The sequence below is a fragment of the Mesorhizobium sp. P3_A2 genome, from assembly GCF_056403115.1.
Window position 1 is genome coordinate 68,727 of record NZ_JBFUGC010000011.1, and the last position, 19,281, is coordinate 88,007.

Genomic DNA, 19,281 nt, shown 5'->3' on the forward strand with positions numbered 1-19,281 from the left:
ATAGGTGGATTCGAAACGCCCGGAAGCAGATGGGGTTGCGGCCATGGCGCGTTTGCGGAAAGAAGCGCGAAATAAACAGTGCCTTCTATCGCCGCGACAACTGTTTCCTGGAGCGGTTTTCTATTACGATACTGACGGGGCGATACAACAAATATCGGAGGGGTTACCATGGGAAGAATTGTCCGGTCCGCGGTGGTGTCGAAAGGCAGGCCGGGGCTTGAGGCCGTTGCAGGCGCTGAAGACGACGAAGGCGGGCAGAACGGTCAGGGCGAAACGGACTCGAAAGGCGGCGACGGCTATCTCGACCGGGTGGCGAAATATGTGCCCGCCGAAGTCGTGGCGTTCTTCATCTTCGTCAACTCCATCCTCGCCAATGCGGTCGAGAAGCCCGTCGCCAAGGCAATGGCGGCGGCATCGAATGATGAAGCCATTTCCGGTAAGGTGCGGGAGGCGATCGATCTCGAAAAAATGGCGGGCATCAGCGTCTGGACCATTTCATGGGCCGTGCTGTTCATCGCGTTGGCAATGACGCCAGTGTATCTGAAATCGGTGAGCGATTCCGCCGACAATGCTGAGGCTCCCGGCGCCAACATCGTCATGTCGATGCTCGCCTTCCCGTTCTGGGCTTACGCCGTCGATGCTCTCGCCTTCAGGCCATGGCATGACGGGGCGCTGGCCAGCATCATGCTGGCCACCTTCACGATCATCAGCGGCGCCATACGGCCGGAATATATAAACGCTGGTCTCAATTTGATCCCGGGCATCGGGCCAAAGAAGTAGGCCGGCGCGGGGGCCGGCCTCGTCGCAGGACGGTCGTCGCGGCTTCAGTAGTCGTAGACATGTTCCAGCCTGGCGCCGGCGCTCAGCAGCGCCGGCAGCACAAGGTGCAGCTTGCGCACGGCGACGATCAGCCCGGTGCGGCGGGTGGCCGGATCGACCGGAATCGGCTGGCTGAACAGCGCGCGGGCGCCTTCGGGCGGCGCAAGCTCGGCCGCCGACAGAATCGTGATCATGATTTGGTCATTGCCGCCGATCTCGACAAAGGACACGCCTCTGTCGATCAGCCGGGGGATCATGTCGGTGAACGGCTGACCGCGCCTGGTGATGAAGATGGTGCCGTCGGCGGCGAAATCGCGTTCCAGCAAAGTGTCGGCTTCCTCGCGCGTCGCTTCGCCAACCGGACCCTTGGCCCAAACATGGATGTCGAGCACGGTGGGGTCGGAGGGCACGCTGAGTGTGCCGACCAGCCAGGCGGAGCCCTGCTTGACCGTGTCGGCGAAGCCGAAGGCGAGCTTGCGCTCCCCGTTGCGCACCGCCCCGTCGCCGGGTGCGGGCTGCACGGCAAACAGTTCGGCACGCTTTTCGGCGTAGGGGAATTGGTACCATGATGACCGACCGAGAAAGCCGGCATAGTCGGCCGCCGCCTTGGCCTGGTAGATGTCGGTGGCGGTGCGCTTGCCGGCGGTGGCCTCGGTGACACGGCCGACCGTGTTCTCATAGGCCCACTGCAGTACGTAGCCGAGCGTGTAGCCGGTGCCGATGACGACCGGCATCTGCTGGTCGTCATAGTTGAATTTCTCAATGGGGCTGGCGCGCAGGATCGCGGCGTAGTCCTGCCAAAAGCTGCCGATATAGGACCAGTATGGGAAGCCGCTCGGCTGGTCCTTTGCGACAAAGCCGGCATAGTCGCGCGCGGCATGGGCGGTCGCCCATTCGGGATAGGCGAGAAAGGTTGATGCTTGCGAACGCTGGTAGCCCGCAATCTCGGCGCGGACCTTGTCGGCCAGTGCCTTGGGCGGTGCGCTGCCGGCAACACCGGTCAGCAGTTCCGGCGACGACGTGGTCAGGAAACCGTAGGCGAGGCCGGCGATCGGGACCAACACGACGATGACGACCAGCCAGAGGAGGGTTCTTGACGATGCGCTTCAGCCAGCGGAGCAGGATCATGGCCGGTCAGGCCGTGGCAGGACAGCAGCATCGATGCGGAATGCAGGTGGCGGCCGGCTTCCGGATCAGCGTCATGAAGTATCCCCTTCAAGCGACACTGGACGTTAGCCGATTTTACCGGAAGTTGCAGCCCAGCTAGAAAGGTATGTGGGAGGCCCGAAAGACAGTCGGCGCCGGGATTTCTCCCAGCGCCTCCCTGTCAGATCAGGACACGGTCGGGCAGCAACTTCCCTAGAGATGTCGCGCCATGCCGGCCTTGATTTTGACGGCCCTGCCAGTCACCACCCGAGGGCGAATGTCCGTTCCAGGCCACGCCGTTCTCCACCCTTGCGAGCTTCGCTCAGCGTGCCATCGAAGGTTTTGCCGTCCTTCATGGCAGCATCGGTCCGCCGTCGGCGTTCGCACGCTTTCCGCGGCCCCGTAGGTCTCGGCTTCCGTCCCTCGAACAGGCAAGCCTGCTCTCGCTTCGGGCCGTACGGGCCTCAGGAAATCCGCCTTTTCGCTTTGCCTTTCGGCGTGGCGATCGGTAGCCGCCTGAGATGGGTTTAACGTACGCCGGGTAAGGGTTTTGGGGAATGGGCGCGAGCCTGTGGATAACGGGATTATCGGGGATGGTTTGCCACGAACCTCCGAATTTTTGCGGCTGCTGCTTTAGACAGCCTTCCCCCTTTTTTGGCACTCCAATCGGCAGCGCCCCTTGCTCCGGCGGTCGGCACGGGTTTCAATGCCGGCAAAGGACTCTGCGGCCACCACGTCGCGCCGTCCTTTTGGGGAGGCGTCGTTGAAAGTCGGGGTGGTGCTCAATCCGATTGCCGGTGGCGGCCGGCTGAAACGGCATTGGCCGGAGATCGCCGCTTCGCTGAACAAGCATTTCGGCGACTTCGAGCTGCGCGAGACCCAGGCCGAGGGCGACGCCGAAAGGCTGGCGCTCGACCTCGCGGCCAGCGGCTTCGACTTGGTGATCGCAGCCGGCGGCGACGGCACCGCCAGCGAGGTGGCGGACGGCTTGTTGCAGGCATTCGATGAGCGTGGCCGGACAACCGAACTCGGCCTGCTGCCTTGCGGCACCGGGATCGACTTCGCCCGCGGGCTCGGCCTGCCGAAAGAGGTGGATGCGGTGCTGAAACGGATCGCCGAGGCCAAGGCGCGCAAGGTCGATGCCGGGCGCATCTGCTACATCGATGATCACGGCGCGCTGGCGAGCCGCCATTTCATCAACATCGCCAGCCTCGGCCTGTCGGGCGCAACCGACCGCGCGGTCAATGCCGACAAGCGCAAAGGCAAGATGTCGGCCAAGGCGCTGTTCCTGTGGCGCACCGTGGTCGAGTTCATCCGCTACCGGTTCCAGGATGTCCGGATCACCGTCGATGACGGCGCGCCGGTTGAAGCGCGCATGGCGCTGGTGGCGGTGGCCAACGGCAAATTCTTCGGCGGCGGCATGATGATCGCACCGGATGCCGAGCTCGCCGACGGCCAGTTCGATATCGTCATCCTGCGGGCGGCCGGCAAGCTGAAGCTGATCTGGGACATCCGCCTGCTCTATGGCGGACGGCACCGCAACCATCCGGCCATCACGATTCTGCGAGGCCGGAAAGTGGTGGTCGAACCGCTCGGCGATGTCGAGAAAAATGGCGCGCTTGTCGACATAGATGGCGAGTCGCCGGGGCGTATTCCCGCGACCTTCGAGATTTTGCCCGGAGCGCTGACGCTGAGATATTGAATCAAGTGCCTTAGGCGCTGATTCTGAAGGCCAGACTAAGCCACTGAAGACATTGGCTAAATACTTTGCCGGCTAGGTCTCAAGTTTGGCCGGGAAGCCGGGCGCGCGCAAGTCGGTATCGACGGCATCCTCGAGCAATTTGACGATTTGGGTCGACCAGGCGTTGCCCCCATATTCCTGTTTGCCCATCAGGAAAATCTCATTCACAAGCGGCGCCAGTTGGAGTGGCAGTCTGAATTCCCTGCCCATGGCGAGCGCAAAGCCGAGGTCCTTCAGCGCCAGGTCCATGGTGAAGCCGATGTCGTAGGAGCCGTTCAGGATCAGCTGGCTTTCGGTCTCATGAACGAAGCTGTTGCCCGAGGAGGCCACGATGGCGTGGTAGGATTGGGCGAGGTCGAGCCCACCCTGCTTGGCCAGCATCAGCGCCTCGCCGGCGGCGACGAGATGGATGAAGGCCAGCATGTTGGTGATGACCTTGATCACCGCCGCCGAGCCAACCGGCCCCATCAGGAACGATTTCGCGCACATTGCTTCGATTGCTGGACGGTGCCGTTCGTAGAGGGCAGCATCGCCGCCGACCAGCGCGGTGATCTTGCCGACCGCCGCGAGGTGCACGCCGCCGGTGACCGGGCATTCCAGCGTCTCGACGCCCTTGGCCGAGGCGAGGGCTGCCAGGCGCAGAATCTCATCGCGACCATTGGTCGACATCTCGATCCAGGTGCCACCCTTGGGTAGGCCTTCGAGCAGGCCGTCGGCACCAGTCAGCACAGCTTCGCTGACCTTGGGCGAGGGCAGGCAAGTGATGGCGTTGCCCGCGCGGGCGGCCGCCTCAGCCGAACTGTTCGCCGCCAGCGCCCCGAGCGCCACGAGGCGCTCGACGGCGACGGGGTCGCGGTCGAAGACGGTGACGGCAAAACCGTTGCGCAGCAGGCTGGCGGCAAGGTTGCCGCCGAGATGGCCAAGGCCGATGAAGGCGTAGCGTTCGCTCACGGCATCAGCGGTGTCTGCATCATCTGCAAATGCAAATCCTTACCGGTGTAGGGATGCGCATCGCAGACGGCTTCGTTGAGTTCGACGCCAAGGCCGGGTTCCTTCGACGGGATGACATTGCCGTCCTGCCACTCGATCTTCTTCTTCAACAGCGTGGCGTGGAAACCATCCCACTGCTTCAGCGATTCCAGGATGAGGAAGTTGGGCAGCGTCACCGCCAGCTGGATGTTGGCGGCGCCGACGATCGGCCCGCAATAGCAGTGCGGCGCGACCTGGATGTGGTAGGCCTCGGCCATGGCGGCGATCTTCTTGGTTTCGAGAATGCCGCCGGAACGGCCGAGGTCCGGCTGCAGGATGGTCGCGGCGCGGTTCTCGATGACGCGGGCGAATTCGAATTTCGTCGTCAGCCTTTCGCCGGTGGCGATCGGGATCGACGTGCCGCGGGCAACCTGCGCCATCACTTCGGGCATATCGGGCGGCACCGGCTCCTCGAACCACAGCGGATCGTAAGGCTCGATGGCGCGCGCCATGCGCAGCGCGCCCGATGCCGTGAACTGGCCATGCGTGCCGAACAGAATATCGGCGCGGGTGCCGACCGCCTCGCGGATCGCCTTCATCATGCGGGTGGAGACATCGATGTCGATGAGGCGCGGCTGGTGGCCGTCAAAGGCGGTGTAGGGACCGGCCGGATCGAGCTTGACGGCGTTAAAACCCTGCTCGACATATTCGAGCGCGCAGGCTGCCGCCAATTCGGGATCGTTGTAGACATTCCTGCCGTCCGGCGCGTCCTCGGAATGGACACTGCCGGTGTGCGGATAGAGATAGGTGTAGGAGCGCAGCATCTCATGCACCTGGCCGCCGAGCAGTTTGTAGACCGGCTTGTCGGCTTCCTTGCCGATAATGTCCCAGCAGGCCATTTCGAGTGCGGAAAAACAGCCCATGCCGGAAACATCCGGGCGCTGGGTGAAGCCGGAGGAATAGGCGCGGCGGAAGAAGTTTTCGATGTCGTGCGGGTCGCGCCCGACGAGATAGCGTTCGGCCATATCCTCGACCATTTTCGCGGTCGTGTGCGCCGAGAAGGTGGCGTTGTAGGCCTCGCCATAGCCGACGACACCGCCATCGTTGGTCAGCTTGACGAAGATGAAATACTTGCCGCCGATGCCCGGCGGCGGATTGCCGACAACCCAGGTCTTGACGTCGGTGATCTTCATTTTTGGTCCTCCAGAACCAGTTCGGCGCCCTTCCATCCGGTCATGATGGCGGCGGCGTTGGTGTTGCCGGTGATGTTGGCGGGAAAGATCGAGGCGTCGATGACGCGTAAGGCGTCGAGCCCGTGCACTTTCAGGCGCGGATCGACGACGGCGGACCCGGCATCGGGGCCCATGCGGCAGGTCGAGACCGGGTGATAGACGGTGCCCGAGCGCTTCCTGAAATCCGTAATCAGGTCGGCATCCGACTGGATCGATGGCCCCGGCAAAACCTCCTCGGCGATGATCTCGGCCATGGCCGGCATCGAGGCGATCTTGCGCACGAATTTCACCGCCGCCAGCATCTCGTCGACATCGGCGTTGGTCGAATAGGCGTTGGCGACGATCTTGGGATAATCGCGCGGATTGCTGGAGCGGATCATGATCTCGCCGCGACTCGACGGGCGGCAGTTGGACAGGCCGATGGAGAACCCTGGCCATGGATCTGGCGTCAGGATCGGCCGCTCGCCGCTTTTCGGGATGACGGTCGAGAAGGCCTGGAAATAAAGCTGCATGTTGGGGCGCGAGAACGCCGGGTCGGTGCGGAAGAAACCGCCGCCATGGTTCATCGACAGCGACAGCGGACCCGAGCGCGTCAGGATGTATTGCATGCCGACCAGCAGCTTGCCCCACCAGGGGCGCAGGATCTGGTTCAGCGTGGGCACCTTGCCCTTGAAGGTGTAGTTGATGCCGACATGGTCCTGCAGATGCGCGCCGACATTGTCGTTGGCATGCACGACTGGAATGCCGAGGCCGCCGAGCAAAGCGCCGGGACCGACGCCGGACAACTGCAGCAGCTGTGGCGAGTTGATCGAGCCGGCGGAGAGGATGACCTCGCGACCGGCGCGGGCGGTCCTGGTCTCGCCGTTCTGCTGGTACTCGATGCCGACGGCGCGCTTGCCTTCGAACAGAATTTTGCTCGCCAGCGCATGGGTTTCGACGCGCACATTCGCGCGCTTCATCGCCGGACGCAGGAAGGCGCGCGCGGCTGACATGCGGCGGCCATTCTTGGTCGAGATCTGGTAGACGCCGACGCCTTCCTGGGCAGCGCCATTGAAGTCGGGGTTTAGCGGCAGGCCGGCCTGCTGGCCGGCAGCGAGGTAGCGTTTGGTCAGCGGATGGACGGCGTTCGTCGTGTCGGTGATGTGCAGCGGGCCGCCGGTGCCGCGCCATGCATCGGCGCCGGCCTCATTGTCCTCGAGCGCCTTGAAGCCCGGCAGCAGATCGTCATAGCCCCAGCCGGGATTGCCGGCATCGCGCCAGTCGTCAAAGTCCTCGCGCGCACCCCTGATCCAGACCATGGCGTTGATCGAACTGGATCCGCCGAGCAGCTTGCCGCGCGGCCAGTGGTCGACATTGCCGCCGAGACCGGGATCCGGCTCGGGCTTGTAGTTCCAGTTGACCGCCGGGTCGAAGAAGGTCTTGCCATAGCCGAGCGGCATCTGAACGTAAAAGCGGCGGTCGGTGCCGCCGGCTTCCAGCACCAGCACGGAGTAGCGGCCGGAAGCCGACAGCTTGTCGGCGAGAACCGAGCCGGCCGAGCCGGAGCCGACGATGATGAAATCATAGGTCTGCATGATTGGTGTTGGCGGCTCCGCAAAACTGGGCGCAGCCTAGACGCGACGGCTTCGCCAAGTCGCCGCACCTTCCGGCATGCGTTGTGAAAAATGCGACCGCGAGACGCCTGATTCGGAAATGCCAACAGGGAAACGACATTGCGCCACCAGCCTCGCACATCACGTTGACCTCCCGGCGCCGTGACGCTACGGGATCGAGGGCAATCTTTTCAGGGGATTTGGCGCATGGTGCATTACGCGGACGGACAGCCGATCGGCGATCTGACCTTGCGCACGCTGGCCATGCCGGCCGATGCCAATGCGGCCGGCGATATCTTTGGTGGCTGGGTGATGGCGCAGATGGATCTTGCATGCGGCATCCGCGCCGCCGAGCGCGCCAAGGGCCGCGTGGTGACGGCGGCGGTCAAGGAGATGTCCTTCGCCAAGGCGATGAAGATCGGCGACACGCTGTGCATCTACACCCATGTCGAGCGTGTCGGCCGCACCTCGATGACGCTCAAGGTCGAGGCCTGGGCACAGCGCTACCTCTCCGACCTGATGGAGAAGGTCACCCATGCCGATTTTGTCATGGTGGCGCTGGATAGCGACGGCAAGCCGAAGCCGATTCCAGCGGAAAGCTGACGCAGTCGATTCTTCCAAGCTTGCGCATATGTAACATCCCCCACGCGGGCGATGCGCTGCGCGACATCCAATGGTTGCCTTCTCATCCGATTCTGCCGATGGCGGAGGGAAGACAATGCGTCAACACATGCTGAACGGCTGGCTCGTGGCGGCCCTTGTCGCGGTGATCTGTCTGCTTGGCACCACCGCCTATACCGAGATCAGGAAAGAACTTCCGAGCGTCGTCTGCAAGCACGACCGGACGGTCGACAACCAGCGAACTGCAAGGGCCGATACGTGCGGCACGATGTGTTGCAGCAACCCTGCGTCAAAGGCCTGAAGGCCTCTCAGCGAAGACGCTTATTCGCCTCAAAATGATGGTGCGCCGGCGAACGAGATGCGGCAGCTGGATCGCGACGGCGTGGCCAAGGATGCCAGGCGGACCTGGCCAAATCTGAAATGCGTGTCTTCGAGGACGAAGTCCTTGCGATGCAAGGGTTTCAGGCGTGCGCGCTGTCGAATTTTTCGCGCGCTGCCTGGACGCGCACGGTGTTTTTGCGCGCCCATTCACCCAGCGCACCGACCGGGACCAGCAGCTCATGGCCTAGCTCGGTCAGCTCGTAATCGACGCGTGGCGGGATGGTCGGGAACACGCTTCGGGTGACGAAGCCGTCGCGCTCGAGGCCACGCAAAGTGGTGGTCAGCATCTTCTGCGAAATGCCGCCGACGGCCGCGCGCAATTCATTGAAACGCAGCGGCCCGCCGCCGAGTTTGCCGACGACCAGCACTGTCCATTTGTCGCCGACGCGCTGCAGGATTTCCGAGACGGCGCGGCAGTCTTCGGTGTTGTGCGGGTGCCTCAGTAACAAAACGGTGCCTCCTTGCGCAGTGGTTTGACAGTATCTCATATAGCGCCGGTATCCAAACGATACCAGCTTTTACATATATGGAGAGCCCCATGTCCAAGCCCAAAATCGCCATCGTCGTCGGTTCGACACGCGCCGCGCGTTTCGCCGATGTGCCCGCCCAGTGGATCGCCAAGATCGCCAAGTCGCATGCCGACATCGATGTCGAGATCGTCGACCTGCGCGACTGGCCGCTGCCCTTCTTCGATGAAGTTGCCTCGTCCGCCTGGGCTCCATCGCAGAACGAAGTGGCGCAGCGTTGGCAAAAGAAGGTCGCCGAGTTCGACGGCTTCATCTTCACCGCCGCCGAATACAATCACGGCCCGACCGCTGTGCTGAAGAACGCCATCGACTATGCCGCCAATGAATGGAACAAGAAGCCGGCCGGCTTCGTCGGCTATGGCAGCGTCGGCGGCTCGCGTGCTGTCGAGCACCTGCGCCTCGCCGCCGTTGAGCTGCAGATGGCGCCGGTCAAGTCCGCCGTCCACATCGCCTGGGGCGATTTCCTGGCGGTACGCCAGGGCGAAAAGAAGCTCGAGGAGATCGAGCATCTGAACCAGGCTGCTGCCGCGCTGGTCAACGATGTCGCCTGGTGGGCCCGGGTGCTCAAGGCAGCACGTCAGGCCGACGCGATTGCCGGCGAAGCCCAGGCGGCCTGAGCCTTATCCTCCCAAGGATCAAATCATCTTCCCAAGGGGCGGCGCTTGCGTCGCCCTTTTTCATTTCCGCGAATCCGTTGGTGCCTTGAGTATCTTGCTCGATTAATCGCGCCGGCCGCCCGTCATAGCCAACCGCCGGAAAACCCGGCTCGGCGAAGTCCTGTGGCGACGGCCGGCACGCGGCGCATCAGCTGCCACAGGAAGTCCGACCGGTAATTCTCGATCATCAGGGCGATCGGCCCCTGATTGATGCCGACGTGGTCCGGCGATACCCAGCCGCATGCACGGCCGTCGGCGGCGGCGATCGTCGGATTGAAGCTTGCGGCGAAGCCGTAAGGATTGCCCACATGCAGGTCCATCTCGTGGAAATGGCGCAGCGCTGGCAGCACGATTTCCGGTGCAAAGGGCAGGGAGGTGATCGCCGCCCATGGCGACAGCGTGCCGTCATCGGGCCCGAAAGGTGCGCCGCGCGCGAGATAGCCGAAGAAGCGGCGGCCATCGAGCCTCATTTCGCGCTTGGTCGGGCCCGGACCGTCGCTGGCGGTGACGCCCCAGCAATTCTCGCCATAGCCGCTCAGTCCCTTCGGATTGCGGATGGCATAGTCGCGCTGCAGGTAGGTCGCCTGGCGGCTGTTTTGGAAATAGTCGCTGTCGCGGCTGCGCATGAAAGCATCGCGTATGTCGCGAAAATCGATCCAGATATGCGAGAACTGGTGGATGAAGAGCGGGCCGGCATAGACCAGCTCGCGGCCGTAGATTGTCTTCCACTTGTAGCTGGACAGCCAAGCCGCGTAGCTCTCGGGCGGCAGCGAGTGGGTCGGCGAACCGAGACCCAGAACGTACAGGATCAGCGCCTCGTCAAATCCTTCCCAACGGTAGCGCAGAAAACCTTTTTCAGGCCGCCAGCCATGGGTGACGGTGGCGCCGCCATTTTGTGCCCAACGCCAGTCGGCGCGGCGGTAGAGCGAATCGGCCAGCTGGCGGATTTCCAGTTCGGATTCATCTTCCTGGTCAAAATAGGCGCCGGCGGCCAGAACGCCGGCCAGCAGGAGCGCGGTATCGACGGTGGATAGCTCGCACTTCCAGACGCGGCGACCGGTCTGCATGTCGAGGAAATGATAGTAGAAACCCTTGTAGCCGGTGGCATCGGGCTCTGGCCCGTGCGGAGCGTTCCAGAAGAAACGGAGCGTGGCGAGCGTCCGCTCGATTGCGGCCGCGCGCGTCATGAAACCGCGCTCGACACCGACGGGGTAGGACGACAGAGCGAGCCCGACGGCGGCTATGCTGGCGGGCGACGTTGGCGTGTTGCGGTCGGCGACCAGGCCGTTGGCAGGATTGGCCTCGTTGAGAAAATAGTCGAAGGACAGGCGCTGGATATCTTGGAGAAGCTCGTCGTTCCGGGCGTGTTCGTTCGATGCATCCATGCCCCTCGATATAGAGGCTTTGGCGGCATTTGCCATTCTTCCGGCGGATCAATCATAGGTGAGGAGGCGAAGGCCTGCACCCAGGTAAGGCCGGTCCGGACTACCATTTCACCTTGAAGCCCACCGAGCCGCCGACGGCGTAGCTGCCGCCGAAATCCTCCAGGCTCGAGCGCGCGAGCAACTCGCCATGGACGGCGTAGCGGTCATCGGCCCAGCTCAGCGAGCCGCCGAGCCCCAGCCCACCCCAAAGCGCCTGCGTCTCGCTGGTGAGCGGGGCGCCCGACACATCGACATCGGAGCCGTCGAGGGCATCGTAGTAAAGGTTGGCGATGCCATAGACATGCGAGCGGCTCGACTGGCCGGCTTTGTCCTTCCATTCGTTCTCATAGTCGGCGGACAGGCCGATGCGGCCGACAAGGCTGTCGCTGCTGCCATTGGAGACGACGGCGTCGTAGGGGTCGGTGAAAGTGTCGAAATCGACCGAGGAATAGCTGAGCTGCGCCTGCGGCGTCAGCGACCAGTTGCCCTGAAGTGCAATCTTCTGTCCGGCCTCGATGCCGAGACTATAGCCAAAGCCGTTATTGCCGTCGGCGAGCCTCCGGCTAAGCGTTTCGGAATCGAGATCGCTGTCGAACCAGGTCAGCTGCGCCTGCGTGTCGACGTAGAAACCGTTCTTGCCGTACCAGGTCAACGTGCCGCCGACGCCGTAGCCGGTCGTGTCGATCGAGCCGAGGCCGAACGCCGACGAGACGTCAGACTTCACCGTGCCGTAGTGAACGGTCACGCCGCCGATCACCACGCCGGCTGCCGTTTCGGAAAGCAGGACATCGAGACCGGCCTGCAGCTTCCAGAGGTCCGAATCATAGTCGGTTCCGGTCGTGCTCGTGCCGGGATCGAATTCACTGTGCGCCGCTTCGATGCGGCCCCAGATCGGGTTGCCGGTCTCGACGCCGCCGCCCGCACCGGATTGCGGTGCCCATGAGCGGTTGCCGATGCGCTGCTGCAGCGTGCCGAGCTGGTTGAAACTCTGCAGCACGCCGGCATAGGCCTCGTAGACCGGCACGCTGGGCGCATAGAGCGGTGCGGTCGGGATCAGTGCGGAGCGCAGATACCAGTCACCGTCGGCCGGCGTCGAGACGCCGTTCTGGAAGAGACGGTAGGCATAGGCGCCGGCGACCACGGCCTGGTCGCCCTCGAAGACATAGTCGCCCTGGAGGCTGAAGGTGCCGGCCGAGGTGCCGCCGACATCGACGATCTTGATGCCGTCGATCGTCTGAGCGCCACTGCCGCCGAGAGCGACCACCCTGACATTGGTGGTGCCTGATGTGTTGCCGGTAATGACGAGCTTGTCGGCGGGGGAGGCGTCGCCATCGAGCATGGCTTCGATCTCGAGTGTGCCGCCAGCGCCGACATAATTGCCATTGACCGTCAGCGTGCCGATCGAATTGCCCGGCGCGATCACGCCTCCGGCCATAAGCGTCGTGGTGCCCACCATGCCATTGCCGCCAAGCGCGCCGCCGTAGAGGACAGTTACTGTGGAGCTGGCCAGCGAGCCGTTCACCGAAAGCTTGCCGGCCTGGATCGTGGTCGCGCCGTTGAGGGTGCTGGTGCCGGTCAGGTTGAGATTGCCGAGGCCAGTCTTGATGAGCGAACCGCTGCCATTGATGGCGGCGGCAAAGGTAGCGTCGACCGGCTGGGCGAAGACGAGCACGGCATTGTCGAGGATGTCGCCGGTGCCGAAGCTCGCCGCCTGGCCGATCAGCCGGCCGGCGGCAACCGTTGTGCCGCCGCTGTAGGTATTCGTGCCGGTGAGCGTCGTGCTGCCCGCGCCCTGCTGCACCACCGTGCCGCTGCCGGAGATGGCGCCGGCAAAGGTCACATTGTTGGAGCGGTCGAAGGCGAGCGTGCCGTTGTTGATCACGTTGCCGACGATGCTGCCAGCAGTGCCGCCATTGCCGAGTTGCAGCGTGCCGCTGGTGATGGTGGTGCCGCCGGCGTAACTGTTGTCACCGGTCAGCACGATGGTGCCGGTGCCGATCTGGTTCACCTTGCCACTGCCGGAAATGACGCCGGCAAAGATGGAGGTGTCAGAGCGGTTGAAGGCCAGCGTAGCGTTGTTGGTGACGTCGCCGATGATGGAGCCGCCGGCGCCGCCATTGCCGAGCTGCAGGGTGCCGGCCGAGATTGTGGTGCCGCCGGTGTAGCTGTCGTCACCGGTCAGGATCAGCGTGCCCGCGCCAAGCTTGCTCAGTGGACCACCGCCCGCAAGCGTTTGGCTGACCGTGAAATTGTTGGCGGCATCGACGATGTCGAAGCCGCCGCCGGAAGGCCCCCAGGCAATAGTGCGGGACGTGCCGGTGAAGCTGGTGCCGGTCACCTGCAATATGCCGCCATTGAACGTCAGGCCGCCCACGGCATCGCCGAGATTGTTGTCTGCCGACACCGACAGGATCCCGGCGGAAATCGTTGTGCCGCCACTGTAGGTGTTGGCGCCGGTAAGCACTGTCATCCCGGTGCCGATCTGGTTCACCGCGCCGGAGCCGGAAATGATGCCGGCAAAGCTGTAGGTGTTGGAGCGGTCAAAGGCGAGCGTACCATTGTTCGCCACGTCGCCGATGATGCTGCCCGTCGTGCCGCCATTGCCGAGTTGCAGCGTGCCGCTGGTGATCGTCGTGCCGCCTGCGTAGTTGTTGTCGGCAGTCAGCACCGTGGTGCCGGTGCCGATCTGGTTCACCGAGCCACTGCCTGAGATGGCGCCGGCGAAGGTGTAGATGTCGGAGCGGTTGAAGGCGAGCGCGCCATTGTTGGTGACGTCGCCTGATATCGAACCGGCCGTGCCGCCATTGCCGAGCTGCAGCGTGCCACCGGAGATGGTCGTGCCGCCGGCGTAGCTGTTGTCGGCGGTCAGGATCAGCGTGCCCGCGCCAAGCTTGCTCAGCGGTCCGCCGCCTGTCAGCGTTTGGCTTACCGTGAAATCATTGGCGGCGTCGACGATGTCGAAGCCGCCTCCGGAAGGACCCCAGGTAATGGTGCGGGACGTGCCGGTGAAGCTGGTGCCGGTCACCTGCAATACGCCGCCGTTGAAGGTCAGGCCGCCCGCGACGTCGCCGAGATTATTGTCGGCGGATACCGACAGGACACCGCCCGACAATGTCCAAGGCGTGACGGCGGTTGTCGTCCCTGTCAGCGTCCAGATGCTGTTCCCTGTTTTCTCGTAAAACCCGAACCCGTCATATTTGGCGCCAGCGCCGATCTGCGACACATCGAAACTGGCGCTGGTATCGCCGCCAAGCTTGAAGGTATCGGCGGCGCTGAAGGCAACCACATTGCCCGCGATGGTCGAAGTCGACCAGATTTCGAGCGAATTGACCCCGCCGGTGAATTGGATGGCTTTACCGGCTGTCGGCGTTCCGCCCCCTGCACCGACGGCACCGCCGCTGATCGTGCCCGCATTGACGACGGCGATGTTGGCGCCCTTGATCCCGGCACCGCCATCGCCGGCCGTCCCGGTCGCCCCGGCCTGACCGCCAATCCCGCCGACGATCGTCGCCCCCGTGCCGTTAATGACCGTTCCGCCCGAAAGCAGGAGAACACCGGCTCCGCCGTCGCCACCGCCCGCCGCCGCGAGGGTTCTTCCGCCTGTTCCCCCGAGCAGATTTCCGCTGTTCTGCACCGTTCCGCCGCCGGTCAGGACGATGGCGGCCGCGCCGCCGCCGCCCCCGGACTGAGTGCTGCCTCGGCCGCCAACACCGCCCGTGACGCTGCCGCCGGCATCTACGGTTACGTCGGCTGTCGAAAACACGCCGACGCCGCCACCGCCGCCACCACCATTGGAGTTGGAGCCTCCAATGCCGCCCGTGCCGCCTATGACCGATCCGCTGCCAGTAACGACAGTGTCGGCCGTGGCACTGACGCCGACGCCGCCACCACCGCCTCCGCCGCCCCTGACCACGCCACTGACGCCATTGGAGCCCGCACCGCCGGTCCCACCGCTGACGCCGGTGGAGATGGTCCCGCTTGTGGAAATGACCTGGCCCGTGCCACCGGTCGCACCTGGAGTGCCGTTTGGGGCGTTGAATGTCAGAGCTGTCCCTCCCGAACCGCCTGGCGCGCCATTGCCCGTCGTGAGGTCAACGCCGCCGCCGCCGCCACCGGCGGTCGCGCCATCGGCGGCATTCTGACCCGTGGCGCTTGCGAGCGCGCCATCCACGCCACCTTGTCCGGCACCTGCAGGGGCTCCATTGCCGCCATCAGCCCAAGCCGGCGCGGTGCTCAGCGCAAGGGCGACAGTAAGGACCGCAACGGCGGAAGGTCGCTCGCTCGCCAAAATCCGCCCCGCCATGCGCAACGCAACCGTGCGATTGCTCGATTTCATGGATCGCCCCGCCTTTGGCCGCCAATGCAATCTCGATGTTTGCAGCCTGGTCGGCGCGCGCCGACCGAAGCGCCCGCACGTTAACTTGGCACTTGTGTCTTGTCCTACGCTCGAACTATTAAAAATCGATTTTTTCTGACAGTTACTGCAAAGCAACACTATTTCCGTTATATTAGAAAGTAGATATATACAATTTTACTTGAAGAACGCCCGCCCGACTCCGAGGGGCAGTGGGCGGGCAGGGGCCGGTGCGGTGCCGGCCTTCAATCAAACCGCCGCCTTGGCCTTGCGCGGTTCGGCGGGCATGCCGAGGCCAAGGTTCTCGACCAACCGGGCCTGGATCGGCGCGGTCTGGGCGTTGATGTCGTCGGCGCCGAACGATTGTGGCCGACGACCACGCGCGCCGGGCGCGCGCGGTCTCGCCCCTTTCTTTCGGTGCCTATCCGCGATCACGCCTCAGTGACTTGCATAATGCAACTAACTCAGCTATTTGTGACTTTCATCATGAAAGAGACCGCTGTCATGGTTGCAAAGACAAGCTTCGAAAACCGCCCATGCCCCATCGCGCGCAGCCTCGATGCTGTCGGTGAGTGGTGGAGCATCCTGTTGCTCAGGGATGCATTCCAGGGCCTGACGCGCTTTGATCAGTTTCAGAAGAGCCTGGACATTGCGCCCAACATTCTGACGCGGCGGCTGAACAGCCTTGTCGAGCGCGGCCTGTTCGAAAAGCGCGTCTACTGCGAACGGCCGCTTCGCCATGAATATGTGCTGACCGCCAAGGCGCGCGATTTCCGCCCGGTGCTGCTTTCGCTGCTAGCCTGGGGCAACAAGCATTTGGCACCCGAAGGCCCGAGCCTGGTGGTGGCGGACAGGGCGGATGGACGCTGGGCCGAGCCGGTTCTGGTCGACCGCGACACTGGCAGGGAACTCGACAGCGAGGGCTTCACCCTGGCGGCGGGGCCGACCGCCACCGACCGTATGCGGCAGCGCTATCGCTTCAGCAGCGAAGGCTCAGGCCTTCCGCTGGTGGAGAACACAGTGATCGAGCATAGGTCGGATGAGGCGCGGGGCAAATGAACAAGGTTCTCTCCGCTGCCGAGTTGCAGCCGGTGCAGCCATCGGTCGTGCAAGTTCCCGCGCCTGCCAAGAAGCGTCGCAAGCCGTGGCTGACGCTGGCAGCCGTGATCGTCGTCGGTGCCGCCGGATGGTATGGCTTCGACTGGTGGCAGGCCGGCCGCTTCCTCGTCTCGACCGACGATGCCTATGTCGGCGGCAATGTCACGCCGCTGGCGCCACGCGTCGCCGGCCACATCGATCAGATCCTTGTCGAGGACAACCAGCACGTCGCCGCCGGACAGCTCATCATCCGCATCGACGACCGGCCGTTCAAGGCGGCGCTGGAGCATGCTCAGGCGTCCGTTCTGCAGCAGCAATCGGCCCTCGACAATCTGCGCGCCCAGATATCGCTGCAGAATTCGGTGATCGAGCAGGCCGAGGCCGATCTCGAAGCCAAGAGTGCTGCCGCGACTTTCACCGCCCAGGATGCCAAGCGCTATGAGGTGCTGGCCAGCACCCGGGCCGGAACGCAGCAGGATGCGCAGAGAAGCCTCGCCGCCGACGGTCAGGCCAAGGCTACCGTTGCCGCCTCGCGCGCCGGGCTCGCGGCCGCCAAGCAGCAGCTTGACGTGCTCAACACCCAGATTGCAGAAGCGACCGCTGCGGTGGCGGCCGCCAAGGCGGATGTCGATACGGCCGAGCTCGATCTCGGCTTCACTGAGATACGCTCACCCATCGACGGTGTCGTCGGCAACAGGCTGGCGCAGGTCGGCAGCTATGTCTCGCCGGGCAGCTATCTGCTGACCATCGTTCCGGCCTCGGGCCTGTGGGTCGACGCCAATTTCAAGGAAGACCAGCTGCGCAACATGACCGACGGCCAGGCGGCAACGGTCTATACCGACATTGCACCCGATGCGCCGCTGAAAGGCCACGTCACCAGCCTGGGGCCTGCGACGGGAGCGATCTTCAGCGTGATCCCGCCGCAGAATGCGACCGGCAATTTCACCAAGATCGTCCAGCGTGTCCCGGTCCGGATCACGATTGACCAGGACCAGGCGCAGAAGGTTGCGCTGCGGCCGGGCCTGTCGACAACGGTCACCGTCGATACCGCGTCACGCTGAGGGCATCATGTCAGAGCGCCCGCAGTCTTTCATCACCAGCATCCTGCCATTCATGGTGATGTGCGTCGGCATGTTCATCGCGCTGCTCGACATCCAGATCGTCGCCTCCTCGCTACAGGATATTGGCGGCGGCCTGTCGGCGGCGCAGGACCAGATCGGCTGGGTGCAGACCTCCTATCTGGTGGCGGAAATCATAGTCATCCCGCTGTCGGGCTGGCTCACCCGCGTGTTTTCGACACGCTGGCTGTTCACATTCTCGGCAGCCGGTTTCACGTTGGCCAGTATGCTGTGCGGCTTCGCCTGGAGCATCGAAAGCATGATCGTGTTCCGCGCACTGCAAGGGCTGCTCGGCGCGTCGATGATCCCGACGGTGTTCACCTCGTCGTTCCACTATTTCCAGGGGCCGAGGCGGGTCTATGCGGCGGCGGTGGTCGGCAGCATCGCATCGATCGCGCCAACGCTCGGCCCCGTCATCGGCGGCTGGATCACCGACACGCTGAACTGGCATTGGCTGTTTTATGTAAACGTCATTCCCGGCACCATCATCACCATCCTCGTCGCGGCTCTGGTCAAGATCGACAAGGCCGATCCGTCGCTGCTGAAGGGCGCTGACTATATCGGCATGGTGCTGATGGCGGTCAGCCTCGGCACGGCCGAATATGTGCTGGAGGAGGGCACGCGCTGGAACTGGTTCGACGACGCAACGATCCGCAACGGCGCCATCATTGCCAGCGTTACCCTGGTTCTGTTCGTCATCCGCAGCCTGACTTATGCGCAGCCGGTGGTCGACTTTCGCGCCTTCGGCAACCGCAACTTTGCCATCGGCTGCTTCCTCTCCTTCGTCACCGGCATCGGCATCTTTGCCACGATCTATCTGACGCCGCTGTTCCTCGGCTATGTCCGCGGCTACGACGCCTTCCAGACCGGGGTGGCGGTGTTTTCCACCGGCGTCGCCTCGATGGTCGGCGTGCCCGTCTACATTTTCCTTGCCAAGCGCTTCGACACGCGCTGGCTGATGATGTTCGGGCTGGCATCTTTCGGCGCCTCGATGTGGAGCTTCAGCGCCATCACCAGCCAGTGGGGTGCCGCGCAACTGCTTCTGCCGCAGATCTTTCGTGGTTTTCCGCAGGTCTTCGCCGTCGCGCCAAGCGTCAATCTCGGCCTCGGCAGCCTGCCGCCGGAGCGGCTGAAATATGCCAGTGGCCTGTTCAATACGATGCGCAATCTGGGCGGCGCGGTGGGCATTGCCATTTGTGGCGCGATCCTCAACGATCGCACCAACTTCCATTTCCTGACCATCGCCTCGCATCTGACGCCGCAAAACGAGGCGGCGATGCGCCTCCTCGACAATGTCGGGCAGCGCTATGGGCAGTTGCCGGGTGCTGTCGACGATGGTCATGCCGCGGCGCTGAAGCAGCTCTGGCAGTTGGCCTATCGCGAGGCCTCCACCATGGCCTATGCCGATGCGTTCCTGGTCATCATGGTCGCCTTCGTCATCGCCACCGCGCTGGTCCCGTTCCTGCGCAACGTCACACCGAAGGCGCCGCCGCCGGACGCGCACTGAGGCAAACTTGCCTTGGACCGGCATATGGACAGGGCTGCCATCTGGCCCTGCCGTTTTGCCCTGATATATCGGCCGCGATCCATCATATGAGCGGTC

General features: G+C 63.8%; 16 protein-coding genes. 8 read left to right on the top strand and 8 right to left on the bottom strand.

Features of this window, described 5'->3' with window-relative positions; genetic code table 11:
• Positions 1-168 precede the first annotated feature (168 nt).
• Positions 169-780, top strand: a complete 612-nt coding sequence (locus AC1DXM_RS23935; protein WP_477236787.1) for a hypothetical protein — start codon at positions 169-171, stop codon at positions 778-780.
• Positions 781-824: 44 nt separating this feature from the next.
• On the opposite strand, the gene AC1DXM_RS23940 is transcribed toward AC1DXM_RS23935, so the two are convergent.
• The gene (locus tag AC1DXM_RS23940) at positions 825-1,883 is read right to left on the bottom strand and encodes a hypothetical protein (protein ID WP_477236789.1); all 1,059 of its coding nucleotides are present in this window, start codon (positions 1,881-1,883) and stop codon (positions 825-827) included.
• 845 nt (positions 1,884-2,728) lie between these two features.
• On the opposite strand from AC1DXM_RS23940, the gene AC1DXM_RS23945 reads away from it, so the two are divergent.
• Entirely contained in the window at positions 2,729-3,667 is a 939-nt protein-coding gene (locus AC1DXM_RS23945; RefSeq protein ID WP_477236791.1) for a diacylglycerol/lipid kinase family protein, read from the top strand.
• Between the two features lie 72 nt (positions 3,668-3,739).
• On the opposite strand, the gene AC1DXM_RS23950 is transcribed toward AC1DXM_RS23945, so the two are convergent.
• Genes AC1DXM_RS23950 through AC1DXM_RS23960 form a run of 3 tightly spaced genes read right to left on the bottom strand, consistent with a single transcriptional unit; the run spans position 3,740 to position 7,481 of the window.
• Positions 3,740-4,657 carry an NAD(P)-dependent oxidoreductase gene (locus AC1DXM_RS23950; protein ID WP_477236793.1) on the bottom strand — a complete coding sequence of 306 codons (918 nt, stop codon included), beginning with the start codon at positions 4,655-4,657 and terminating at the stop codon, positions 3,740-3,742.
• Positions 4,654-5,868 (bottom strand): mandelate racemase/muconate lactonizing enzyme family protein, encoded by a 1,215-nt coding sequence (locus tag AC1DXM_RS23955; RefSeq protein WP_477236795.1) that lies wholly within the window; start codon positions 5,866-5,868, stop codon positions 4,654-4,656. The genes AC1DXM_RS23950 and AC1DXM_RS23955 overlap by 4 nt, the downstream gene beginning before the upstream one ends.
• Positions 5,865-7,481 carry a GMC family oxidoreductase gene (locus tag AC1DXM_RS23960; RefSeq protein ID WP_477236797.1) on the bottom strand — a complete coding sequence of 539 codons (1,617 nt, stop codon included), beginning with the start codon at positions 7,479-7,481 and terminating at the stop codon, positions 5,865-5,867. Before AC1DXM_RS23960 ends, AC1DXM_RS23955 begins: the two co-directional genes overlap by 4 nt.
• Before the next feature lie 225 nt (positions 7,482-7,706).
• Between AC1DXM_RS23960 and AC1DXM_RS23965 the strand changes: the two genes are divergently transcribed.
• Together AC1DXM_RS23965 and AC1DXM_RS23970 are read left to right on the top strand one after the other, a co-directional pair.
• On the top strand, positions 7,707-8,102 hold the full coding sequence (locus AC1DXM_RS23965) for an acyl-CoA thioesterase (RefSeq protein WP_112561014.1): 396 nt from the start codon (positions 7,707-7,709) through the stop codon (positions 8,100-8,102).
• A 115-nt stretch (positions 8,103-8,217) separates the two neighbouring features.
• The gene (locus AC1DXM_RS23970) at positions 8,218-8,421 is read left to right on the top strand and encodes a hypothetical protein (protein WP_477236799.1); all 204 of its coding nucleotides are present in this window, start codon (positions 8,218-8,220) and stop codon (positions 8,419-8,421) included.
• 160 nt (positions 8,422-8,581) lie between these two features.
• On the opposite strand, the gene AC1DXM_RS23975 is transcribed toward AC1DXM_RS23970, so the two are convergent.
• Positions 8,582-8,950, bottom strand: coding sequence for a winged helix-turn-helix transcriptional regulator (locus AC1DXM_RS23975; protein ID WP_477236801.1), 369 nt, complete (start codon positions 8,948-8,950; stop codon positions 8,582-8,584).
• Between the two features lie 89 nt (positions 8,951-9,039).
• Between AC1DXM_RS23975 and AC1DXM_RS23980 the strand changes: the two genes are divergently transcribed.
• Positions 9,040-9,645 (top strand): NADPH-dependent FMN reductase, encoded by a 606-nt coding sequence (locus AC1DXM_RS23980; protein ID WP_192257837.1) that lies wholly within the window; start codon positions 9,040-9,042, stop codon positions 9,643-9,645.
• 122 nt (positions 9,646-9,767) lie between these two features.
• Here AC1DXM_RS23980 and AC1DXM_RS23985 read toward each other — a convergent pair whose 3' ends face one another.
• The 3 genes from AC1DXM_RS23985 to AC1DXM_RS23995 form a co-directional block, all read right to left on the bottom strand.
• Positions 9,768-11,069, bottom strand: coding sequence for a glucoamylase family protein (locus AC1DXM_RS23985; protein WP_477236804.1), 1,302 nt, complete (start codon positions 11,067-11,069; stop codon positions 9,768-9,770).
• A 100-nt stretch (positions 11,070-11,169) separates the two neighbouring features.
• Complete coding sequence (locus tag AC1DXM_RS23990; RefSeq protein WP_477236806.1) at positions 11,170-15,444, bottom strand: autotransporter outer membrane beta-barrel domain-containing protein; 4,275 nt, start codon at positions 15,442-15,444, stop codon at positions 11,170-11,172.
• Positions 15,445-15,711: 267 nt separating this feature from the next.
• Entirely contained in the window at positions 15,712-15,897 is a 186-nt protein-coding gene (locus tag AC1DXM_RS23995) for a hypothetical protein (protein WP_477236808.1), read from the bottom strand.
• Between the two features lie 69 nt (positions 15,898-15,966).
• On the opposite strand from AC1DXM_RS23995, the gene AC1DXM_RS24000 reads away from it, so the two are divergent.
• Genes AC1DXM_RS24000 through AC1DXM_RS24010 form a run of 3 tightly spaced genes read left to right on the top strand, consistent with a single transcriptional unit; the run spans position 15,967 to position 19,185 of the window.
• Positions 15,967-16,521, top strand: coding sequence for a winged helix-turn-helix transcriptional regulator (locus AC1DXM_RS24000; protein ID WP_477236810.1), 555 nt, complete (start codon positions 15,967-15,969; stop codon positions 16,519-16,521).
• The gene (locus AC1DXM_RS24005) at positions 16,518-17,621 is read left to right on the top strand and encodes an HlyD family secretion protein (protein WP_477236812.1); all 1,104 of its coding nucleotides are present in this window, start codon (positions 16,518-16,520) and stop codon (positions 17,619-17,621) included. The genes AC1DXM_RS24000 and AC1DXM_RS24005 overlap by 4 nt, the downstream gene beginning before the upstream one ends.
• Positions 17,622-17,628: 7 nt before the next feature.
• Entirely contained in the window at positions 17,629-19,185 is a 1,557-nt protein-coding gene (locus AC1DXM_RS24010; RefSeq protein ID WP_477236814.1) for a DHA2 family efflux MFS transporter permease subunit, read from the top strand.
• Positions 19,186-19,281: the final 96 nt, after the last annotated feature.

Coding starts and splice junctions, on each gene's coding strand:
- AC1DXM_RS23935 (WP_477236787.1), top strand. CDS start 169: ATGGGAAGAATTGTCCGGTCCGCGGTGGTGTCGAAAGGCAGGCCGGGG.
- AC1DXM_RS23955 (WP_477236795.1), bottom strand. CDS start 5,868: ATGAAGATCACCGACGTCAAGACCTGGGTTGTCGGCAATCCGCCGCCG.
- AC1DXM_RS23960 (WP_477236797.1), bottom strand. CDS start 7,481: ATGCAGACCTATGATTTCATCATCGTCGGCTCCGGCTCGGCCGGCTCG.
- AC1DXM_RS23965 (WP_112561014.1), top strand. CDS start 7,707: ATGGTGCATTACGCGGACGGACAGCCGATCGGCGATCTGACCTTGCGC.
- AC1DXM_RS23970 (WP_477236799.1), top strand. CDS start 8,218: ATGCGTCAACACATGCTGAACGGCTGGCTCGTGGCGGCCCTTGTCGCG.
- AC1DXM_RS23980 (WP_192257837.1), top strand. CDS start 9,040: ATGTCCAAGCCCAAAATCGCCATCGTCGTCGGTTCGACACGCGCCGCG.
- AC1DXM_RS23985 (WP_477236804.1), bottom strand. CDS start 11,069: ATGGATGCATCGAACGAACACGCCCGGAACGACGAGCTTCTCCAAGAT.
- AC1DXM_RS23990 (WP_477236806.1), bottom strand. CDS start 15,444: ATGAAATCGAGCAATCGCACGGTTGCGTTGCGCATGGCGGGGCGGATT.
- AC1DXM_RS24000 (WP_477236810.1), top strand. CDS start 15,967: ATGGTTGCAAAGACAAGCTTCGAAAACCGCCCATGCCCCATCGCGCGC.
- AC1DXM_RS24005 (WP_477236812.1), top strand. CDS start 16,518: ATGAACAAGGTTCTCTCCGCTGCCGAGTTGCAGCCGGTGCAGCCATCG.
- AC1DXM_RS24010 (WP_477236814.1), top strand. CDS start 17,629: ATGTCAGAGCGCCCGCAGTCTTTCATCACCAGCATCCTGCCATTCATG.